This is a genomic window from Curtobacterium sp. WHRI 8282, assembly GCF_040223925.2.
GTDB lineage: Bacteria > Actinomycetota > Actinomycetes > Actinomycetales > Microbacteriaceae > Curtobacterium > Curtobacterium flaccumfaciens.
This window is the reverse complement of record NZ_JBEHCD020000002.1, coordinates 736,947-752,211: the sequence shown is the minus strand read 5'-3', so window position 1 is coordinate 752,211 and position 15,265 is coordinate 736,947. Positions and strand designations below refer to the sequence as shown.

Below are 15,265 nucleotides of genomic sequence, written 5' to 3'. Positions count from 1 at the left end.
ACCCCGTGAAGACGTTCGACGACCTGTTCCAGGAGCTCACCGAGAAGGCGCGCACGCGCCCCGAGGGCTCCGGCACCGTCGCCGAACTGGACGCCGGCGTGCACCAGATCGGCAAGAAGATCGTGGAAGAAGCGGCCGAGGTCTGGATGGCGGCCGAGTACGAGGGCGACGAGCGCACCTCGGAGGAGATCTCGCAGCTCGTGTACCACCTGCAGGTCCTCATGGTCGCGAAGGGGCTGTCCCCGGCGGACATCTGGCGACATCTGTAGGACGCGCTCGGGCACCGCCCGCGCACCGACCTCGATCCGCCACGACCCCGACCAGAAAGCAGACCCCCTGATGCTCCGCATCGCCGTGCCCAACAAGGGCTCCCTGTCCGAGACCGCGTCCGACATGCTGCGCGAGGCCGGGTACGCCGGTCGCCGCGACCCGAAGGCGCTGCACCTGCTCGACGAGCGCAACGGCGTCGAGTTCTTCTTCCTCCGCCCGCGGGACATCGCGACCTACGTCGGCTCCGGCGCACTCGACGTCGGCATCACCGGCCGCGACCTGCTGCTCGACTCCGGGTCCGAGGCGCACGAGGTCGACGCGCTCGGCTTCGCCGACTCCACCTTCCGGTTCGCCGGCACCCCGGGTCGGTTCGCCTCGCTGGAGGACCTCGACGGCGTGCGGGTGGCCACGAGCTACCCCGGACTGGTCGGTGCGTTCCTCGCCGAGCACGGGGTCAGCTCCACGCTCGTGAAGCTCGACGGCGCGGTCGAGAGCGCCGTCCGGCTCGGGGTCGCCGACGCCGTGGCCGACGTCGTGTCGACGGGCAGCACGCTCCGGCAGGCGGGCCTCGAGATCTTCGGCCCGGTGATCCTCGAGTCGACCGCGGTGCTCGTCTCCACCGACGAGACCATCCCCGGCATCGACGTGCTCCGCCGACGCCTGCAGGGCGTGCTCGTCGCCCGTGGCTACGTGATGCTCGACTACGACGTCCCCACGGCCCTGCTCGAGCAGGCGACGGCGGTGGCGTCCGGCATCGAGTCGCCCACCGTGTCGCCGCTGCACGACCGCGACTGGGCGGCCGTCCGCGTGATGATCCCGCGCGACGACGCGAACCTCATCATGGACGCGCTCTACGACCTCGGCGCCCGGGCGATCCTCGTCAGCCCGATCCACGCGGCACGCCTGTGACCGCCGGTGGCGTGTCGGTCCGGGTCATCCCGTGCCTCGACGTCAAGGGCGGCCGCGTCGTCAAGGGCGTCAACTTCCTGGACCTCCAGGACGCCGGTGACCCCGTCGAGCTCGCGGCTCGGTACTACGAGCAGGGTGCCGACGAGCTGACCTTCCTCGACGTCGGCGCCACGGTCGAGAACCGGGCGACGATGTACGACACCGTGACCCGGACGGCCGAGCAGGTCTTCATCCCGCTCACCGTCGGTGGTGGGGTGCGCAGCGTCGACGACGTCTCGCGCCTGCAGCAGTGCGGCGCGGACAAGATCGGCGTGAACAGCGCAGCGATCGCCCGGCACGAGCTCATCGGCGAGATCGCCGACCGGTTCGGTGCCCAGGCCGTCGTGCTGTCGCTCGACGTCAAGCGATCCGACCGGATGCCATCGGGCTTCGTGGTCACCACCCACGGCGGGCGGACCGAGTCCGACCTCGACGCCATCGCGTGGGCACGCGAGGCCGTCGAGCGCGGCGCGGGGGAACTGCTCGTCAACTCCATCGACGCCGACGGCACGAAGAACGGGTTCGACCTCGAACTGGTGGCCGCGGTGCGCGCCGTCTCGTCCGTCCCGGTGATCGCCTCGGGAGGCGCGGGTCGCGTCGAGCACTTCGCCCCGGCCGTCGACGCGGGAGCGGATGCGGTCCTCGCCGCCAGTGTCTTCCACCGTGGCGAGATGACCGTGGGGGACGTGAAGGCCGCGCTCCGCGCGACCGGCCACACCGTCCGCTGATCCGCCGCCGTAGGCTAGGAGCCTCATGACCGACAGCACCAGCACCGACACCGAGGCGGTCCTCGACCGCGCACACTTCGGTGCGGACGGCCTGCTCCCCGCCATCGTGCAGGAGGAATCGTCGAAGGACGTCCTCATGCTCGGCTACATGGACCGGGAAGCCCTCCGCCGCACCCTCACCGAAGGCCGTGTGACCTTCTGGTCGCGGTCGCGGAACGAGTACTGGCGGAAGGGCGACACGTCGGGACACGCCCAGTACGTCCGTGGTGCCGCGCTGGACTGCGACGACGACACGCTCCTCGTCACGGTGCACCAGGTCGGGGCGGCGTGCCACACCGGTGCGCACCGGTGCTTCGACGTCGACCCGCTCGCGCCCGTGACCATGTCTGCCCCGGCGGACACGGCCGTGGAGCCGACCCGATGACCACCGCGACGATCTCCGAGACCCCGCACACGACCTCCCGACCGGAGTTCGACGGCCTGCTCGGCGACCACCGCGTCCTGCCGGTCGTCCGCGCGCTGTACGGCGACAGCGAGACGCCGGTCGGCGTCTACCGCAAGCTCGCCGACGGCCGCCCCGGGTCCTTCCTGCTCGAGTCCGCCGGTCAGGGCGGCCTGTGGTCACGCTGGTCGTTCGTCGGTGTGCGGAGCTTCGGCGTCCTGACGCAGGACGGCGACCGAGCGGCCTGGATCGACACCGGGATCGACGCCGAGCGCGCCGTCGGGTCGCTCGACGGCGCCCCCCTCGAGGTCCTCGCACGGTTGCACGAGCGCTGGGCGACGCCCCGCGTGCCCGGCTCGCCGCCCCTCGTCGGCGGCACCGTCGGCTTCATCGGGTGGGAGGCCGTGCGCCAGCTCGAGCACCTGCCGAACGTGCCGCCGGCCGACTTCGACGTCCCCGGACAGGCGCTGTCGTTCGTCTCCGAACTCGCCGCGCTCGACCACCGCACCGGTCTCGTGCTGCTCGTCGCGAGCGTGCTGAACGACGGCACCGACGACGCGGACACCCTCTGGGCGGACGCGCAGCAGCGCCTCGACCGCATGCAGGGCGACCTGGTGCAGCCGAGCGTCGCGACCGTCGCCGAGGCGTTCGAGATCGCCGAGCCGACCCCGACCCACCGCACGAGCCCGGCCGACTACATGGCGTCCGTCGAGCGCTCGAAGGGCTTCATCCGCGACGGTGACGTGTTCCAGGTCGTCATCTCGCAGCGGTTCGACCACGAGGTCACGGCCGACCCGCTCGACGTCTACCGGGTGCTCCGGACACTGAACCCGAGCCCGTACATGTACTTCCTCGCCCTCGCGGACACCGCCGACGAGCGGTTCTGGATCGTCGGCGCTTCACCAGAGGCTCTGGTCAAGGTGCAGGGCGACCGCGCCATCACGCACCCGATCGCCGGGTCCCGCCCGCGTGGTGCGACCCCGGAAGCGGACGTCCACCTCGGCGAGGACCTGCTCGGCGACCCGAAGGAGCGCGCCGAGCACCTGATGCTCGTCGACCTCGCCCGCAACGACCTGCAGAAGGTGTGCGAGCCGGGCACCGTCAGCGTCACCGAGTTCATGACCGTCGAGCGGTTCAGCCACATCATGCACCTGGTGTCGAGCGTCGAGGGGCGGGTGCGTCCCGACGCCTCGGCGATCGACGTGTTCCGGGCAACGTTCCCGGCCGGCACGCTCTCGGGTGCACCGAAGCCGCGTGCGCTCGAGATCATCGACGAGCTCGAGCCGGCGAAGCGCGGTGCGTACGCCGGTGTCGTCGGGTACTTCGACTTCGCCGGTGACGCCGACCTGGCGATCGCGATCCGCACCGCCCTGATCAAGGACGGCGTCGCCCGCGTGCAGGCCGGTGCTGGACTCGTCGCGGACTCCGACCCGGAGACCGAGCACGTCGAGGCGGTCAACAAGGCCGCCGCCCCGCTGCGTGCCGTCGCCACGGCCAACCGGATGCGCGAGGTCCGCTCGTGAAGCGCTCGCGTCCGATCGTGGTCGTCGCCGGGCTCCTGGTCGCCGGCGTCATCATGCTCGCCTGGACCCAGACCTGGTTCACCGTGCGCCTGCACGCGGGCGCCGCCGTCACCTCGACGGTCTCGGCCGATGGGGCGGCGGTCGTGCCGCAGTACACGGCGCTGGCGATCGCGAGCCTCGCGCTCTTCCTGGCGATGACCATCGCCGGACGGGTGCTGCGCATCGTGCTCGCCGCCGTCGAGATCCTGCTCGGCCTCGGGGTCGTCGTCAGCGGGATCAACGCACTCCGTGACCCGATCGCCGCTGCACGCGGTGCCGTCGGCGAGGTCGCCGGGGTCAGTGACCTCGGCGCCGTCCGCGGTGTCGTGTCGAGCGTCTCCGTGAGCCCGTGGCCCGCCGTCGGGATCGCGGGCGGCGTCCTCGCCGTGCTGCTCGGCGTGGTCGTCATCGTGGTCCAGCGCGCCTGGCCCGGCCCGAGCCGGAAGTACGGCGCCGCGACCGCCGGAGCCGCCGCGGCGGCACGCGCGGCAGCACCCGTCCAGCGCGACGCGGTCGTCGACTGGGACGACCTGAGCGCGGGCGTGGACCCGACCACCGCCGACGGCGCGGGCGCGGGGGCGCCGAGTGACGACACGGTAGGATCGACAGGGCGTCGCTCGACCGACGACGCCGGAGCAGAACGAGGAGCACCGTGAGCAACACTGAGCCCGCAGAACTCGGCGAAGGCCACTCGCCGGCCGCCTGGACCGCCGTCGTGATCATGCTGATCGGATTCGCGGCAGGCACGCTGTTCTTCTGGTTCGACCAGCCGTGGGGCGTCTGGGCCTCCGCTGGCGTCGTCCTCATCGGCCTCATCGTCGGTGGCGTGATGAAGAAGGCCGGCTACGGCGTCGACGGTCCGAAGTTCGTCCCCAAGCACCACGGCGAGTAGGGGTCTCCCGATGCCGAACGTGCTCGAGACCCTCGTCGCGGGCGCGCTCGAGGACGCCGCCGCCCGTCGTGTCGACCGTCCGTACTCGGACGTCGAACGCGACCTCGACCGGGTGGCGTCGCCGCTCGACGCCCTCGCGTTCCTCAGCCCGGGCGACCGGGTGAAGATCATCGCCGAGGTCAAGCGAGCCAGCCCGTCCCGCGGGTCGATGGCCGCGATCGCCGACCCGGCTGCCCTCGCCGCCGACTACGAGCGTGGCGGGGCCTCGACGATCAGCGTCCTGACCGAGGGCCGCAAGTTCCTCGGCAGCCTCGCCGACCTCGAAGCCGTGAAGGCCCGCGTCGGGGTCCCCGTGCTCCGCAAGGACTTCATCGCCGACCCGTACCAGGTGATCGAGGCCCGGGCGTCCGGAGCCGACGTCGTGCTGCTCATCGTGGCGGCGCTCGACCAGGCCCGCCTGGTCGAACTGCACACCCTGGCCGAAGAACTCGGCATGCGCGTGCTGGTCGAGGCGCACTCCGGTGACGAGGTCACGCGTGGCCTCGACGCCGGCGCCCGCATCCTCGGCGTCAACGCCCGTGACCTGACCGACTTCTCGCTCGACCGCGACCTGTTCGGGTCGCTCGCCGACCGCATCCCCACCGGGGTCGTGCGGGTCGCCGAGTCCGCGGTCTCCGGTCCGGCCGACGTCGCCCACTACCGGGCAGCCGGTGCCGACGTCGTGCTGGTCGGCGAAGCGCTCGTGACGGGTGACGACCCCGCCGCGACTCTGGCGTCGTTCGTCGACGCCGCCGACCAGGCCTGACCGGCCCACCGGGCCGCTGACCAGCGGCCCGGACCGCCCACGCATCGAGGCCGCCGACCGCGGCCGCACGTTCCACCCGTCCGACGCGGCCCACCGGCCGCGTCGGACTCGTCCCGGGAGACACATCGTGACCTCACTCCGCGACCTGCACGGCCCCTACTTCGGTGACTTCGGCGGACGCTTCGTCCCCGAGTCCCTCGTCCTCGCGCTCGACGAGCTCGAGGCCGCCTTCCGTCAGGCTTGGGCGGACCCGGCGTTCCGTGCGGAGCTCGACGAGCTGCAGCGCGACTACACCGGGCGCCCGTCGATCATCACCGAGGTGCCGCGGTTCGCGAAGCACGCCGGTGGTGCCCGGGTGATCCTGAAGCGCGAGGACCTGAACCACACCGGGTCCCACAAGATCAACAACGTCCTCGGCCAGGCCCTCGTCGCCCGTCGGCTCGGCAAGACCCGCCTGATCGCCGAGACCGGTGCCGGCCAGCACGGCGTCGCCACCGCGACCGCTGCCGCACTGTTCGGCATGGAGTGCGTCGTCTACATGGGCGCCGTGGACACCGAGCGACAGGCCCTCAACGTGGCGCGGATGCGCCTGCTCGGCGCCGAGGTGATCCCCGTCGAGACCGGTTCGCGCACCCTGAAGGACGCCATCAACGACGCCCTGCGCGACTGGGTCGCCAACGTCGAGTCGACGCACTACCTGCTCGGCACGGTCGCCGGTCCGCACCCGTTCCCCGAGATGGTGCGCGAGTTCCACAAGGTCATCGGCGAGGAAGCGCGCCAGCAGGTCCTCGACCGCGTCGGGCGCCTGCCGGACGCCGTCGCGGCCTGCGTCGGCGGCGGATCGAACGCGATGGGCATCTTCGAGGCGTTCCTCGACGACGAGTCCGTCGCACTGCACGGCTTCGAGGCCGGCGGCGACGGCGTCGAGACCGGTCGGCACGCGGCGAGCATCACGCTCGGTCGCGAGGGCGTGCTGCAGGGCGCGAAGTCGTACCTGATGCAGGACGAGGACGGCCAGACGATCGAGAGCCACAGCATCTCCGCCGGACTCGACTACCCGAGCGTCGGACCGGAGCACGCGTACCTGGCGTCGATCGGCCGCGCGAAGTACCAGCCGATCACCGACACCGAGGCGATGGAGGCGTTCCGCCTGCTGAGCCAGACCGAGGGGATCATCCCGGCGATCGAGTCGTCCCACGCCCTCGCCGGTGCCATGAAGCTCGGCAAGGAGCTCGGCCCCGAGGGCGTCGTGCTCGTGAACCTGTCCGGCCGGGGCGACAAGGACGTCGCGTCCGCCAGTCGCTACTTCGGCATCCTCGACGAGAACGCGGTGCAGCTGTGATCACGAACCGGACCGTCGCCACGACGATCGACACCGCCAACGCCGAGCGCGCCGGAGCCGTCGTCGGCTACCTGCCCGCCGGGTACCCCAACCTGCAGACCAGCGTCGACGCCGCCGTCGCCCTCGCCGAGAACGGCGTGGACGTCATCGAGTTCGGCCTGCCGTACTCCGACCCGGTGATGGACGGCCCCGTGATCCAGCGGGCGGCCGAGGAGAGCCTGGCGAACGGCTTCCGGGTCGCACAGGTCTTCGACGCCGTGCAGCAGATCACCGAGCGGGCCGACGTGCCGGTGCTCGTCATGACGTACTGGAACCCGGTGCTGCGCTACGGCGTGGACCGCTTCGCCGACGACCTCGTCGCCGCCGGAGCCGCCGGCCTCATCACGCCCGACCTCATCCCCGACGAGGCCTCCGCGTGGACCGAGGCCTCCGAGCGCACCGGGCTCGACCGGGTCTTCCTCGCCGCACCGTCCTCGTCGGACGAGCGCATGCGCCAGGCGGTCGAGGCCAGCCGTGGGTTCGTCTACGCCGTCTCGACGATGGGTGTGACCGGTGCCCGGGCCGGCGTCGACGTCGCCGCACGCACGGTGGTGTCGCGTCTGCGCGACGCCGGGGTCGAGCGCACCTGCGTGGGTCTCGGGATCTCGACGGCCGAGCAGGTCGGCGAGGTGCTCGAGTACGCCGATGGCGCCATCGTCGGGTCCGCGTTCGTCCGCGCGCTGGCCGACCTCGGTGTGCAGGGTGTGGCCGACCGTGCCGCCGACCTCGCCACCGGCGCCCGCCGCCGCTAGTCCAGTTCCTGTCGGGCCCGCGACCCGCGCTACAGTGAGCGAGGCCGACGCCACGTCGACCGCGCCCCGTCAGTTCCGAAAGGCGACAGCACCTCCATGCCCCTCCTGAGCATCCCGAGCCCGAGCACCGCCTGGCAGTACTTCGACCTGACCGCCTGGCTGCGCGACGCGTTCGGCTGGTCGCTGCCCCTCGACTTCCGCATCCACGCGTACGCGATCTGCATCCTGATCGGGATCGTGGCCGCGGTCGTCCTGGCGAACCGCCGACTCAACGCCCGCGGCGTCGAGCGCTGGATCATCATCGACATCGCGATCTGGGCCGTGCCCGCCGGCATCATCGGCGGTCGCCTCTTCCACGTGTTCACCCACGTGTCCGACTACTTCGGCCCCGGCATCGACCCGCTGTCCTTCCTGTACATCTGGGAGGGCGGGCTCGCCATCTTCGGCGCGCTCATCCTCGGGTCGGTCGGCGCGTGGATCGGCTGCCGCCAGGTGGGCCTGCGCTTCACGTCGTTCATCGACGCCGTAGTTCCGGGCGTCCTGCTCGCACAGGCGTTCGGCCGCCTGGGCAACTACTTCAACCAGGAACTCTTCGGCATGCCGACGAGCCTTCCCTGGGGCCTCGAGATCGACTCGAGCAACGCCGCGTTCCCGAAGGGTCTGCCCGAGGGCACCTTGTTCCACCCGACGTTCCTCTACGAGATCATCTGGAACGTCCTCGGTGTCGTCGTCATCCTGTTCCTCGCGCGCAAGTTCACGCTGCAGTGGGGCAAGGTCCTCGGCCTGTACCTGATCTGGTACGGCGCCGGACGCTCGGTGCTCGAGTCCATCCGCGTCGACACGAGCGAGACCTTCTTCGGGGTCCGCACCAACGTGTGGGTGGCCCTCGCCGCGGTCGTCATCGGCATCCTGATCTTCGTGGTGCAGAGCCGCCGGCACACCGGCAAGGAGCCGAGCCCGTACCTGCCGGGTCGCGGGCCCCGTCCGACCTCCGTTGTAGACTCCGAGGACACCTTCTCGGAGCACGACGACGACGCAGCAGACGGCGTCTCGAGCGACGAACCGGTCACGACCACTCGCTGATCCCGTGGTGGGAGCACCCGCTCCCGACGACCACCGGTCACGTGCAGCACCAGCAGCAGCACCAGACGGTCTCCGCCACAAGCGGGGCCCAGCAACCTCGCCGGCCGGCAGGGCAACTCACTGACGGCGGGCACGGGCACCAGTCCCGCCCGCTCGGGCGGAACGCACCACCGGGCCACCGCTGTCCCTGTTCCACTTCCTCGTGAGGACGGTTCCCCATGGCGCTCCAGCCAACCCAGCCCTCGGCACCGACGAGCCTCGTGCCGCCGCACCGCCGCTTCTCCGCGATCCCGGACGCCACGGGCATGTACGACCCGGCGAACGAGAAGGACGCCTGCGGACTCGCGATGGTCGCGACCCTGCGCGGCACACCCGGTCACGACATCGTCGACGCGGCGCTCGGTGCGCTCCGGAACCTCGAGCACCGCGGTGCCGTGGGCTCCGACGCGGGCACCGGTGACGGCGCGGGCATCCTGTGCCAGGTGCCCGACGAGTTCCTCCGGGCCGTCGTGCCCTTCGAGCTGCCGGCCGCGGGGGAGTACGCCGTCGGTACCGCCTACCTGCCCCTGGACGACGACGCGCGCCACGCGGTGAAGGGTGCCGTCGAGCGGCTCGCCCGCGAAGAGGGCCTGAAGGTCCTCGGGTGGCGCGAGGTCCCGGTGCGTCCGGAGGTCCTCGGAACGCTCGCCCGTGCCGCGATGCCGGCGTTCGAGCAGCTGTTCGTCGCCTCCATCCGGCACGACGTGCACGGTGCCTCGTGGAGCGGCATCGCGCTGGACCGCCAGGCCTTCCGGCTCCGCAAGCGCGCCGAGCACGACAACGACCTGTACTTCGTGTCGCTGTCGAGCCGCACCATGGTCTACAAGGGCATGGTCACGACGCTGCAGCTCGAGCCGTTCTACCCGGACCTCAGCGACGAGCGCTTCGCGTCGAAGCTCGCGATCGTGCACTCGCGCTACTCCACCAACACGTTCCCGTCGTGGCCGCTCGCGCAGCCGTTCCGGACGATCGCCCACAACGGTGAGATCAACACCGTGCGCGGCAACCGCAACTGGATGCGCGCCCGCCAGTCGCAGCTCGAGAGCGAACTGCTCGGCGACATGGCCCCGCTCCTGCCCATCGTGAGCCCGGGGGCGAGCGACTCGGCCTCGTTCGACGAGGTCCTCGAGCTGCTGACCCTGACCGGCCGGACCCTGCCGCACGCCGTGTCGATGATGGTTCCAGAGGCGTGGGAGAACCAGGTCGGGATGGACCCGGACCTCCGCGCGTTCTACGAGTACCACTCGATGCTCATGGAGCCGTGGGACGGCCCCGCCGCGATCACCTTCACCGACGGCTCGCTCGTCGGCGCCACCCTCGACCGCAACGGCCTGCGCCCCGGACGCTTCCTGGTCACGGACGACGGCCTCATCGTGATGGGCTCCGAGACCGGGGTCATCGACGTGCCGGCCGCCAAGGTCGTGCGCAAGGGGCGCCTGCGTCCGGGCCGGATGTTCCTGGTGGACACCGAGGCCGGCCGCATCATCGAGGACGACGAGGTCAAGCGCGAACTCGCCGCCTCGGGTCCCTGGGGCGACTGGCTCGAAGCCGGCCGCATCAACCTCAACGACCTGCCGGAGCGCGAGCACATCGTGCACACCCCGGCCTCGGTCACCCGCCGGCAGCGCGCGTTCGGGTACACCGAAGAAGAGGTCCGGATACTGCTGCGCCCGATGGCGGCAGCGGGGGCCGAACCCCTCGGTGCGATGGGCTCGGACACCCCGATCGCCGTGCTGTCGGAGCGTCCGCGACTGCTCTTCGACTACTTCACGCAGCAGTTCGCGCAGGTGACCAACCCGCCGCTCGACTCGATCCGTGAGCAGGTCATCACCTCGATGGGGATGGGGCTCGGTCCGGAGCGCAACCTGCTCTCCGCCGGTCCCGAGCACGCGAAGCAGATCACGCTCGACTTCCCGGTGATCGACAACGACCAGCTCGCCAAAGTCCAGCATTTCGAGACCGAGTCGGGTCGCCACCTGACCGTCACGATCAAGGGCCTGTACCGCGTCGACGCCGGTGAGAAGGCGATGCAGAAGCGCATCGCCGCCGTGTGCGACGAGGTCGACGCCGCGATCGAGTCCGGCAAGCAGTTCATCGTGCTGTCCGACCGCGACGGCAACTCCGAGCAGGCACCGGTGCCGAGCCTCCTGCTCCTCGCCGCGGTCCACCACCACCTGATCCGCACCGAGCAGCGCATGAAGGTCGGGCTCATCGTCGAGGCCGGCGACGTGCGCGAGGTCCACCACGTGGCGACCCTCATCGGGTACGGCGCCTCGGCGATCAACCCGTACCTGGCGATGGAGACCTGCGAGAACCTGGTCCGCGCCGGCATGATCCCCGGGATCACCCCGGAGCAGGCCGTCAAGAACGTCATCAAGGCGCTCGGCAAGGGCGTGCTGAAGATCATGTCGAAGATGGGCATCTCCACGGTGTCCAGCTACGCCGGTGCGCAGGCGTTCGAGGCCGTCGGGCTCAGCCAGGAGTTCGTCGACAGGTACTTCACGGGCACCTCGTCGATCCTGGGCGGCGTCGACATCGACGTCATCGCCAAGGAGAACGCCGAGCGGCACGCCCAGGCGTACCCGCAGGACGGTGCCGTGCTCTCCCACGAGCGGCTGCAGATCGGTGGCGAGTACCAGTGGCGCCGTCAGGGCCCGCCGCACCTGTTCAACCCGGACACGGTGTTCCGCCTGCAGCACGCCACGCGTGCCCGCCGGTACGACATCTTCCGCGAGTACTCGAGCGCCGTGGACGACCAGTCCGAGCAGCTCATGACGCTCCGCGGGCTGTTCCGGTTCAAGCAGGGCGCCCGGAAGCCCATCGCGCTCGACGAGGTCGAGTCGATCGAGTCGATCGTCAAGCGGTTCAACACCGGTGCGATGTCCTACGGGTCCATCTCGAAGGAGGCCCACGAGACGCTCGCCATCGCGATGAACCGGCTCGGTGGCCGATCGAACACGGGTGAGGGCGGCGAGGACGTCGACCGGCTCCTCGACCCCGAGCGCCGCAGCGCGATCAAGCAGGTCGCCTCCGGCCGGTTCGGCGTGACGAGCATGTACCTCACGCACGCCACCGACATCCAGCTCAAGATGGCGCAGGGCGCGAAGCCCGGCGAGGGCGGTCAGCTGCCCCCGGCGAAGGTCTACCCGTGGGTGGCCCGCACCCGGCACGCCACCGCGGGCGTCGGCCTCATCTCGCCGCCGCCGCACCACGACATCTACTCCATCGAGGACCTCAAGCAGCTGATCTTCGACGTCAAGCGCGCCAACCCGGCCGCCCGCGTCCACGTGAAGCTCGTGAGCCAGTCCGGCATCGGTGCGGTCGCGGCCGGTGTGACGAAGGCCCTGGCCGACGTCGTGCTCGTGTCCGGCCACGACGGCGGCACCGGCGCGAGCCCGCTGAACTCGCTCAAGCACGCCGGCACCCCGTGGGAGATCGGCCTGGCCGAGACCCAGCAGACGCTCATGCTGAACGGCATGCGCGACCGCGTCGTCGTGCAGGTGGACGGGCAGATGAAGACCGGGCGCGACGTCGTCGTGGCCGCGTTGCTCGGTGCCGAGGAGTACGGCTTCGCGACCGCGCCGCTCGTGGTCGAGGGCTGCATCCTGATGCGCGTCTGCCACCTGGACACCTGCCCGGTCGGCGTCGCCACGCAGAACCCCGAGCTCCGCAAGCGGTTCTCCGGCAAGCCCGAGTTCGTCGTGAACTTCTTCGAGTTCATCGCGCAGGAGGTCCGCGAGCTCCTCGCCGAGCTCGGCTTCCGCAGCCTCGACGAGGCCATCGGGCAGACCGACGCGCTCGACGTCGACCGTGCCGTCGAGCACTGGAAGGCCTCAGGGCTCGACCTCGCGCCCGTGCTCAAGGGACCGCACTTCGACGACGCCGAACCGCGCCGCCACCACCGCGAGCAGGACCACGAGCTGGACCAGCACTTCGACGTGCAGCTCATCCAGCAGACCGCGGACGTGCTCGACCACGGCGGTTCGATCGCGCTCGACCTGCCCATCCGCAACACCGAACGCGCCGTCGGCACCATGCTCGGCCACCAGGTGACCCTGCGGCACGGCGAACACGGTCTGCCGAACGGTTCGATCGACGTGACGCTGCGCGGTTCCGCCGGGCAGTCGCTCGGCGCGTTCCTGCCGGCGGGCATCACGCTGCGGCTCATCGGCGACAGCAACGACTACGTCGGCAAGGGGCTCTCGGGCGGCCAGATCGTCGTCCGCCCCGACGCCGGTTCGGGCTTCGACCCCGCCGAGAACGTCATCGCCGGCAACGTCATCGGGTACGGCGCCACCCAGGGCAGCATGTTCATCCGCGGCATCGTGGGCGAGCGGTTCCTGGTGCGGAACTCCGGCGCCACGGCCGTCGTCGAGGGTGTGGGCGACCACGCGCTCGAGTACATGACGGGCGGGCTCGCGCTCATCCTCGGCGAGACCGGCCGGAACCTCGGTGCCGGCATGTCCGGCGGCACGGCGTACGTCCGTGGGCTCCGCGAGGAGCACGTCAACACCGACGCCCTGGCGTCCGGCGAACTCCGGCTCGAGGCGCTCGACAGCGCCGACGTCGAGATCGTCACCGACCTGCTCACCCGGCACGCCGACGAGACGGGGTCGACGCTCGCGTCCGACCTGCTGGCGTCCGGAGACCTGAGCGACTTCGTCAAGGTGCTGCCGCGCGACTACGCGGCGGTGCTCGAGACGCGCAGACAGGCCGTCGACGAGGGGCTCGACCCCGACGGTGACATCGTTTGGAACAGGATCATGGAGGTGACCGGTGGCTGACCCCAAGGGATTCCTGAAGGTCCAGGAACGCGAACTCCCGCCCCGGCGACCCGTGCCCGTGCGGCTCATGGACTGGAAAGAGGTCTACGAGCAGCAGGAGTCCGGTGTCCTGAAGCGCCAGGCCGGCCGCTGCATGGACTGCGGCGTGCCGTTCTGCCACCAGGGCTGCCCGCTCGGCAACCTGATCCCGGAGTGGAACGACCTGACCTGGCGCGGTGAGGGCCGACAGGCGATCGAGCGCCTGCACGAGACGAACAACTTCCCGGAGTTCACGGGCCGGCTCTGCCCCGCCCCGTGTGAGTCGTCGTGCGTGCTCGGCATCAACCAGCCCCCGGTGACGATCAAGCAGGTCGAGGTCTCGATCATCGACCAGGCGTTCCAGAACGGCTGGGTCACCCCGCACCCGCCGGAGCGCCTGACGGGCAAGACCGTCGCCGTCGTGGGCTCCGGCCCCGCCGGACTCGCCGCCGCGCAGCAGCTCACGCGTGCCGGCCACACGGTCGCCGTCTACGAGCGGGACGACCGCATCGGCGGCCTGCTCCGCTACGGCATCCCGGACTTCAAGATGGAGAAGCGCCAGATCGACGCGCGCCTCGCCCAGATGCAGGCCGAGGGCACCCGGTTCCGTGCCGGGGTCGAGATCGGCAGGGACATCACCTGGGACGACCTGAAGTCGCGCTACGACGCGGTCGTCGTCGCCACCGGTGCCACGGTGCCGCGCGACCTGCCGATCCCGGGGCGCGACCTCGAGGGCGTGCACTTCGCCATGGACTACCTGGTCCAGCAGAACAAGGCGAACGCGGGCACGACGGTCGACAACCAGATCACGGCCGAGGGCAAGCACGTCGTCGTCATCGGCGGCGGCGACACCGGCGCGGACTGCATCGGTACCGCCCACCGCCAGGGCGCGTTGAGCGTGACGAACCTGGCCATCGGCAAGCAGCCGCCGCTCGAGCGTCCGTCCGACCAGCCGTGGCCGATGTTCCCGACCGTGTTCGAGATCACGAGCGCCCACGAAGAGGGCGGCGAGCGGCACTTCCTCGCCTCCACCGTCGAGTTCCTGTCGAACGACGCCGGCGAGGTCCGCGCACTGCGGGTCGCCGAGACCGAGTACCTCGACGGCCGACGGGTCCCGAAGGCGGGCAGCGAGCGGGAGATCCCGGCCGACCTCGTCCTCATCGCGATGGGCTTCACCGGCCCCGAGTCGGACACGATCGAGCCGCAGCTCGGTCTGCCGACCACGGTCTCCGGGGCGCTCGACCGCCGTGCCGACTACGCGACCAACGAGGCCGGCGTGTTCGTCGCCGGCGACGCGGGTCGCGGGCAGTCGCTCATCGTGTGGGCGATCGCCGAGGGCCGTGCCGCGGCCGCACAGGTCGACGAGTACCTCGAGGGCTCCACGATCCTGCCGGCACCGGTCAAGGCGACCGACCGGGCGATCTCCGTCTGATGTCGGACGCGCACCAGATGTCGGGCCGCCGCCAGACGGCGGACCGTCTCCACCAGATGCTCACGCTCCCGTGAGCATGAGGCCACCAGCACTCGGTAGGGTGCTGGTGGCCTCGCTTCGTTCCGCGCG

The 15,265-nt window shown here is 70.9% G+C and carries 13 protein-coding genes; all 13 read left to right on the top strand.

Features of this window, described 5'->3' with window-relative positions:
• Positions 1 to 5: 5 nt before the first annotated feature.
• The 13 genes from ABRP24_RS09815 to ABRP24_RS09755 all read left to right on the top strand — a co-directional run bounded on the left by ABRP24_RS09815 (position 6) and on the right by ABRP24_RS09755 (position 15,136).
• A complete protein-coding gene (locus tag ABRP24_RS09815) occupies positions 6 to 269 on the top strand; it encodes a phosphoribosyl-ATP diphosphatase (protein ID WP_111084162.1) in 264 nt (87 codons plus the stop codon).
• A 70-nt stretch (positions 270 to 339) separates the two neighbouring features.
• The gene (gene hisG / locus ABRP24_RS09810; RefSeq protein WP_349848628.1) at positions 340 to 1,179 is read left to right on the top strand and encodes an ATP phosphoribosyltransferase; all 840 of its coding nucleotides are present in this window, start codon (positions 340 to 342) and stop codon (positions 1,177 to 1,179) included.
• Positions 1,176 to 1,946, top strand: coding sequence for an imidazole glycerol phosphate synthase subunit HisF (gene hisF, locus ABRP24_RS09805; protein WP_111056405.1), 771 nt, complete (start codon positions 1,176 to 1,178; stop codon positions 1,944 to 1,946). The genes hisG and hisF overlap by 4 nt, the downstream gene beginning before the upstream one ends.
• A 25-nt stretch (positions 1,947 to 1,971) precedes the next feature.
• Complete coding sequence (hisI, locus tag ABRP24_RS09800) at positions 1,972 to 2,370, top strand: phosphoribosyl-AMP cyclohydrolase (protein WP_349848625.1); 399 nt, start codon at positions 1,972 to 1,974, stop codon at positions 2,368 to 2,370.
• Positions 2,367 to 3,911: an anthranilate synthase component I gene (locus tag ABRP24_RS09795; protein ID WP_138803567.1), complete on the top strand. Its 1,545-nt coding sequence runs from the start codon at positions 2,367 to 2,369 to the stop codon at positions 3,909 to 3,911. Before hisI ends, ABRP24_RS09795 begins: the two co-directional genes overlap by 4 nt.
• On the top strand, positions 3,908 to 4,606 hold the full coding sequence (locus tag ABRP24_RS09790; protein ID WP_349848623.1) for a Trp biosynthesis-associated membrane protein: 699 nt from the start codon (positions 3,908 to 3,910) through the stop codon (positions 4,604 to 4,606). Before ABRP24_RS09795 ends, ABRP24_RS09790 begins: the two co-directional genes overlap by 4 nt.
• Positions 4,603 to 4,842 (top strand): HGxxPAAW family protein, encoded by a 240-nt coding sequence (locus tag ABRP24_RS09785; RefSeq protein ID WP_017887200.1) that lies wholly within the window; start codon positions 4,603 to 4,605, stop codon positions 4,840 to 4,842. Before ABRP24_RS09790 ends, ABRP24_RS09785 begins: the two co-directional genes overlap by 4 nt.
• Before the next feature lie 19 nt (positions 4,843 to 4,861).
• Positions 4,862 to 5,647 (top strand): indole-3-glycerol phosphate synthase TrpC, encoded by a 786-nt coding sequence (gene trpC / locus ABRP24_RS09780; protein ID WP_301630504.1) that lies wholly within the window; start codon positions 4,862 to 4,864, stop codon positions 5,645 to 5,647.
• Between the two features lie 127 nt (positions 5,648 to 5,774).
• Complete coding sequence (gene trpB, locus ABRP24_RS09775) at positions 5,775 to 6,989, top strand: tryptophan synthase subunit beta (protein WP_071244754.1); 1,215 nt, start codon at positions 5,775 to 5,777, stop codon at positions 6,987 to 6,989.
• Positions 6,986 to 7,780 carry a tryptophan synthase subunit alpha gene (gene trpA / locus ABRP24_RS09770; RefSeq protein WP_349848620.1) on the top strand — a complete coding sequence of 265 codons (795 nt, stop codon included), beginning with the start codon at positions 6,986 to 6,988 and terminating at the stop codon, positions 7,778 to 7,780. Before trpB ends, trpA begins: the two co-directional genes overlap by 4 nt.
• Positions 7,781 to 7,876: 96 nt before the next feature.
• On the top strand, positions 7,877 to 8,863 hold the full coding sequence (gene lgt, locus ABRP24_RS09765) for a prolipoprotein diacylglyceryl transferase (RefSeq protein ID WP_349848618.1): 987 nt from the start codon (positions 7,877 to 7,879) through the stop codon (positions 8,861 to 8,863).
• Positions 8,864 to 9,081: 218 nt separating this feature from the next.
• Positions 9,082 to 13,686 carry a glutamate synthase large subunit gene (gene gltB, locus ABRP24_RS09760; protein ID WP_371836748.1) on the top strand — a complete coding sequence of 1,535 codons (4,605 nt, stop codon included), beginning with the start codon at positions 9,082 to 9,084 and terminating at the stop codon, positions 13,684 to 13,686.
• Entirely contained in the window at positions 13,679 to 15,136 is a 1,458-nt protein-coding gene (locus ABRP24_RS09755; RefSeq protein WP_110858958.1) for a glutamate synthase subunit beta, read from the top strand. The genes gltB and ABRP24_RS09755 overlap by 8 nt, the downstream gene beginning before the upstream one ends.
• Positions 15,137 to 15,265: the final 129 nt, after the last annotated feature.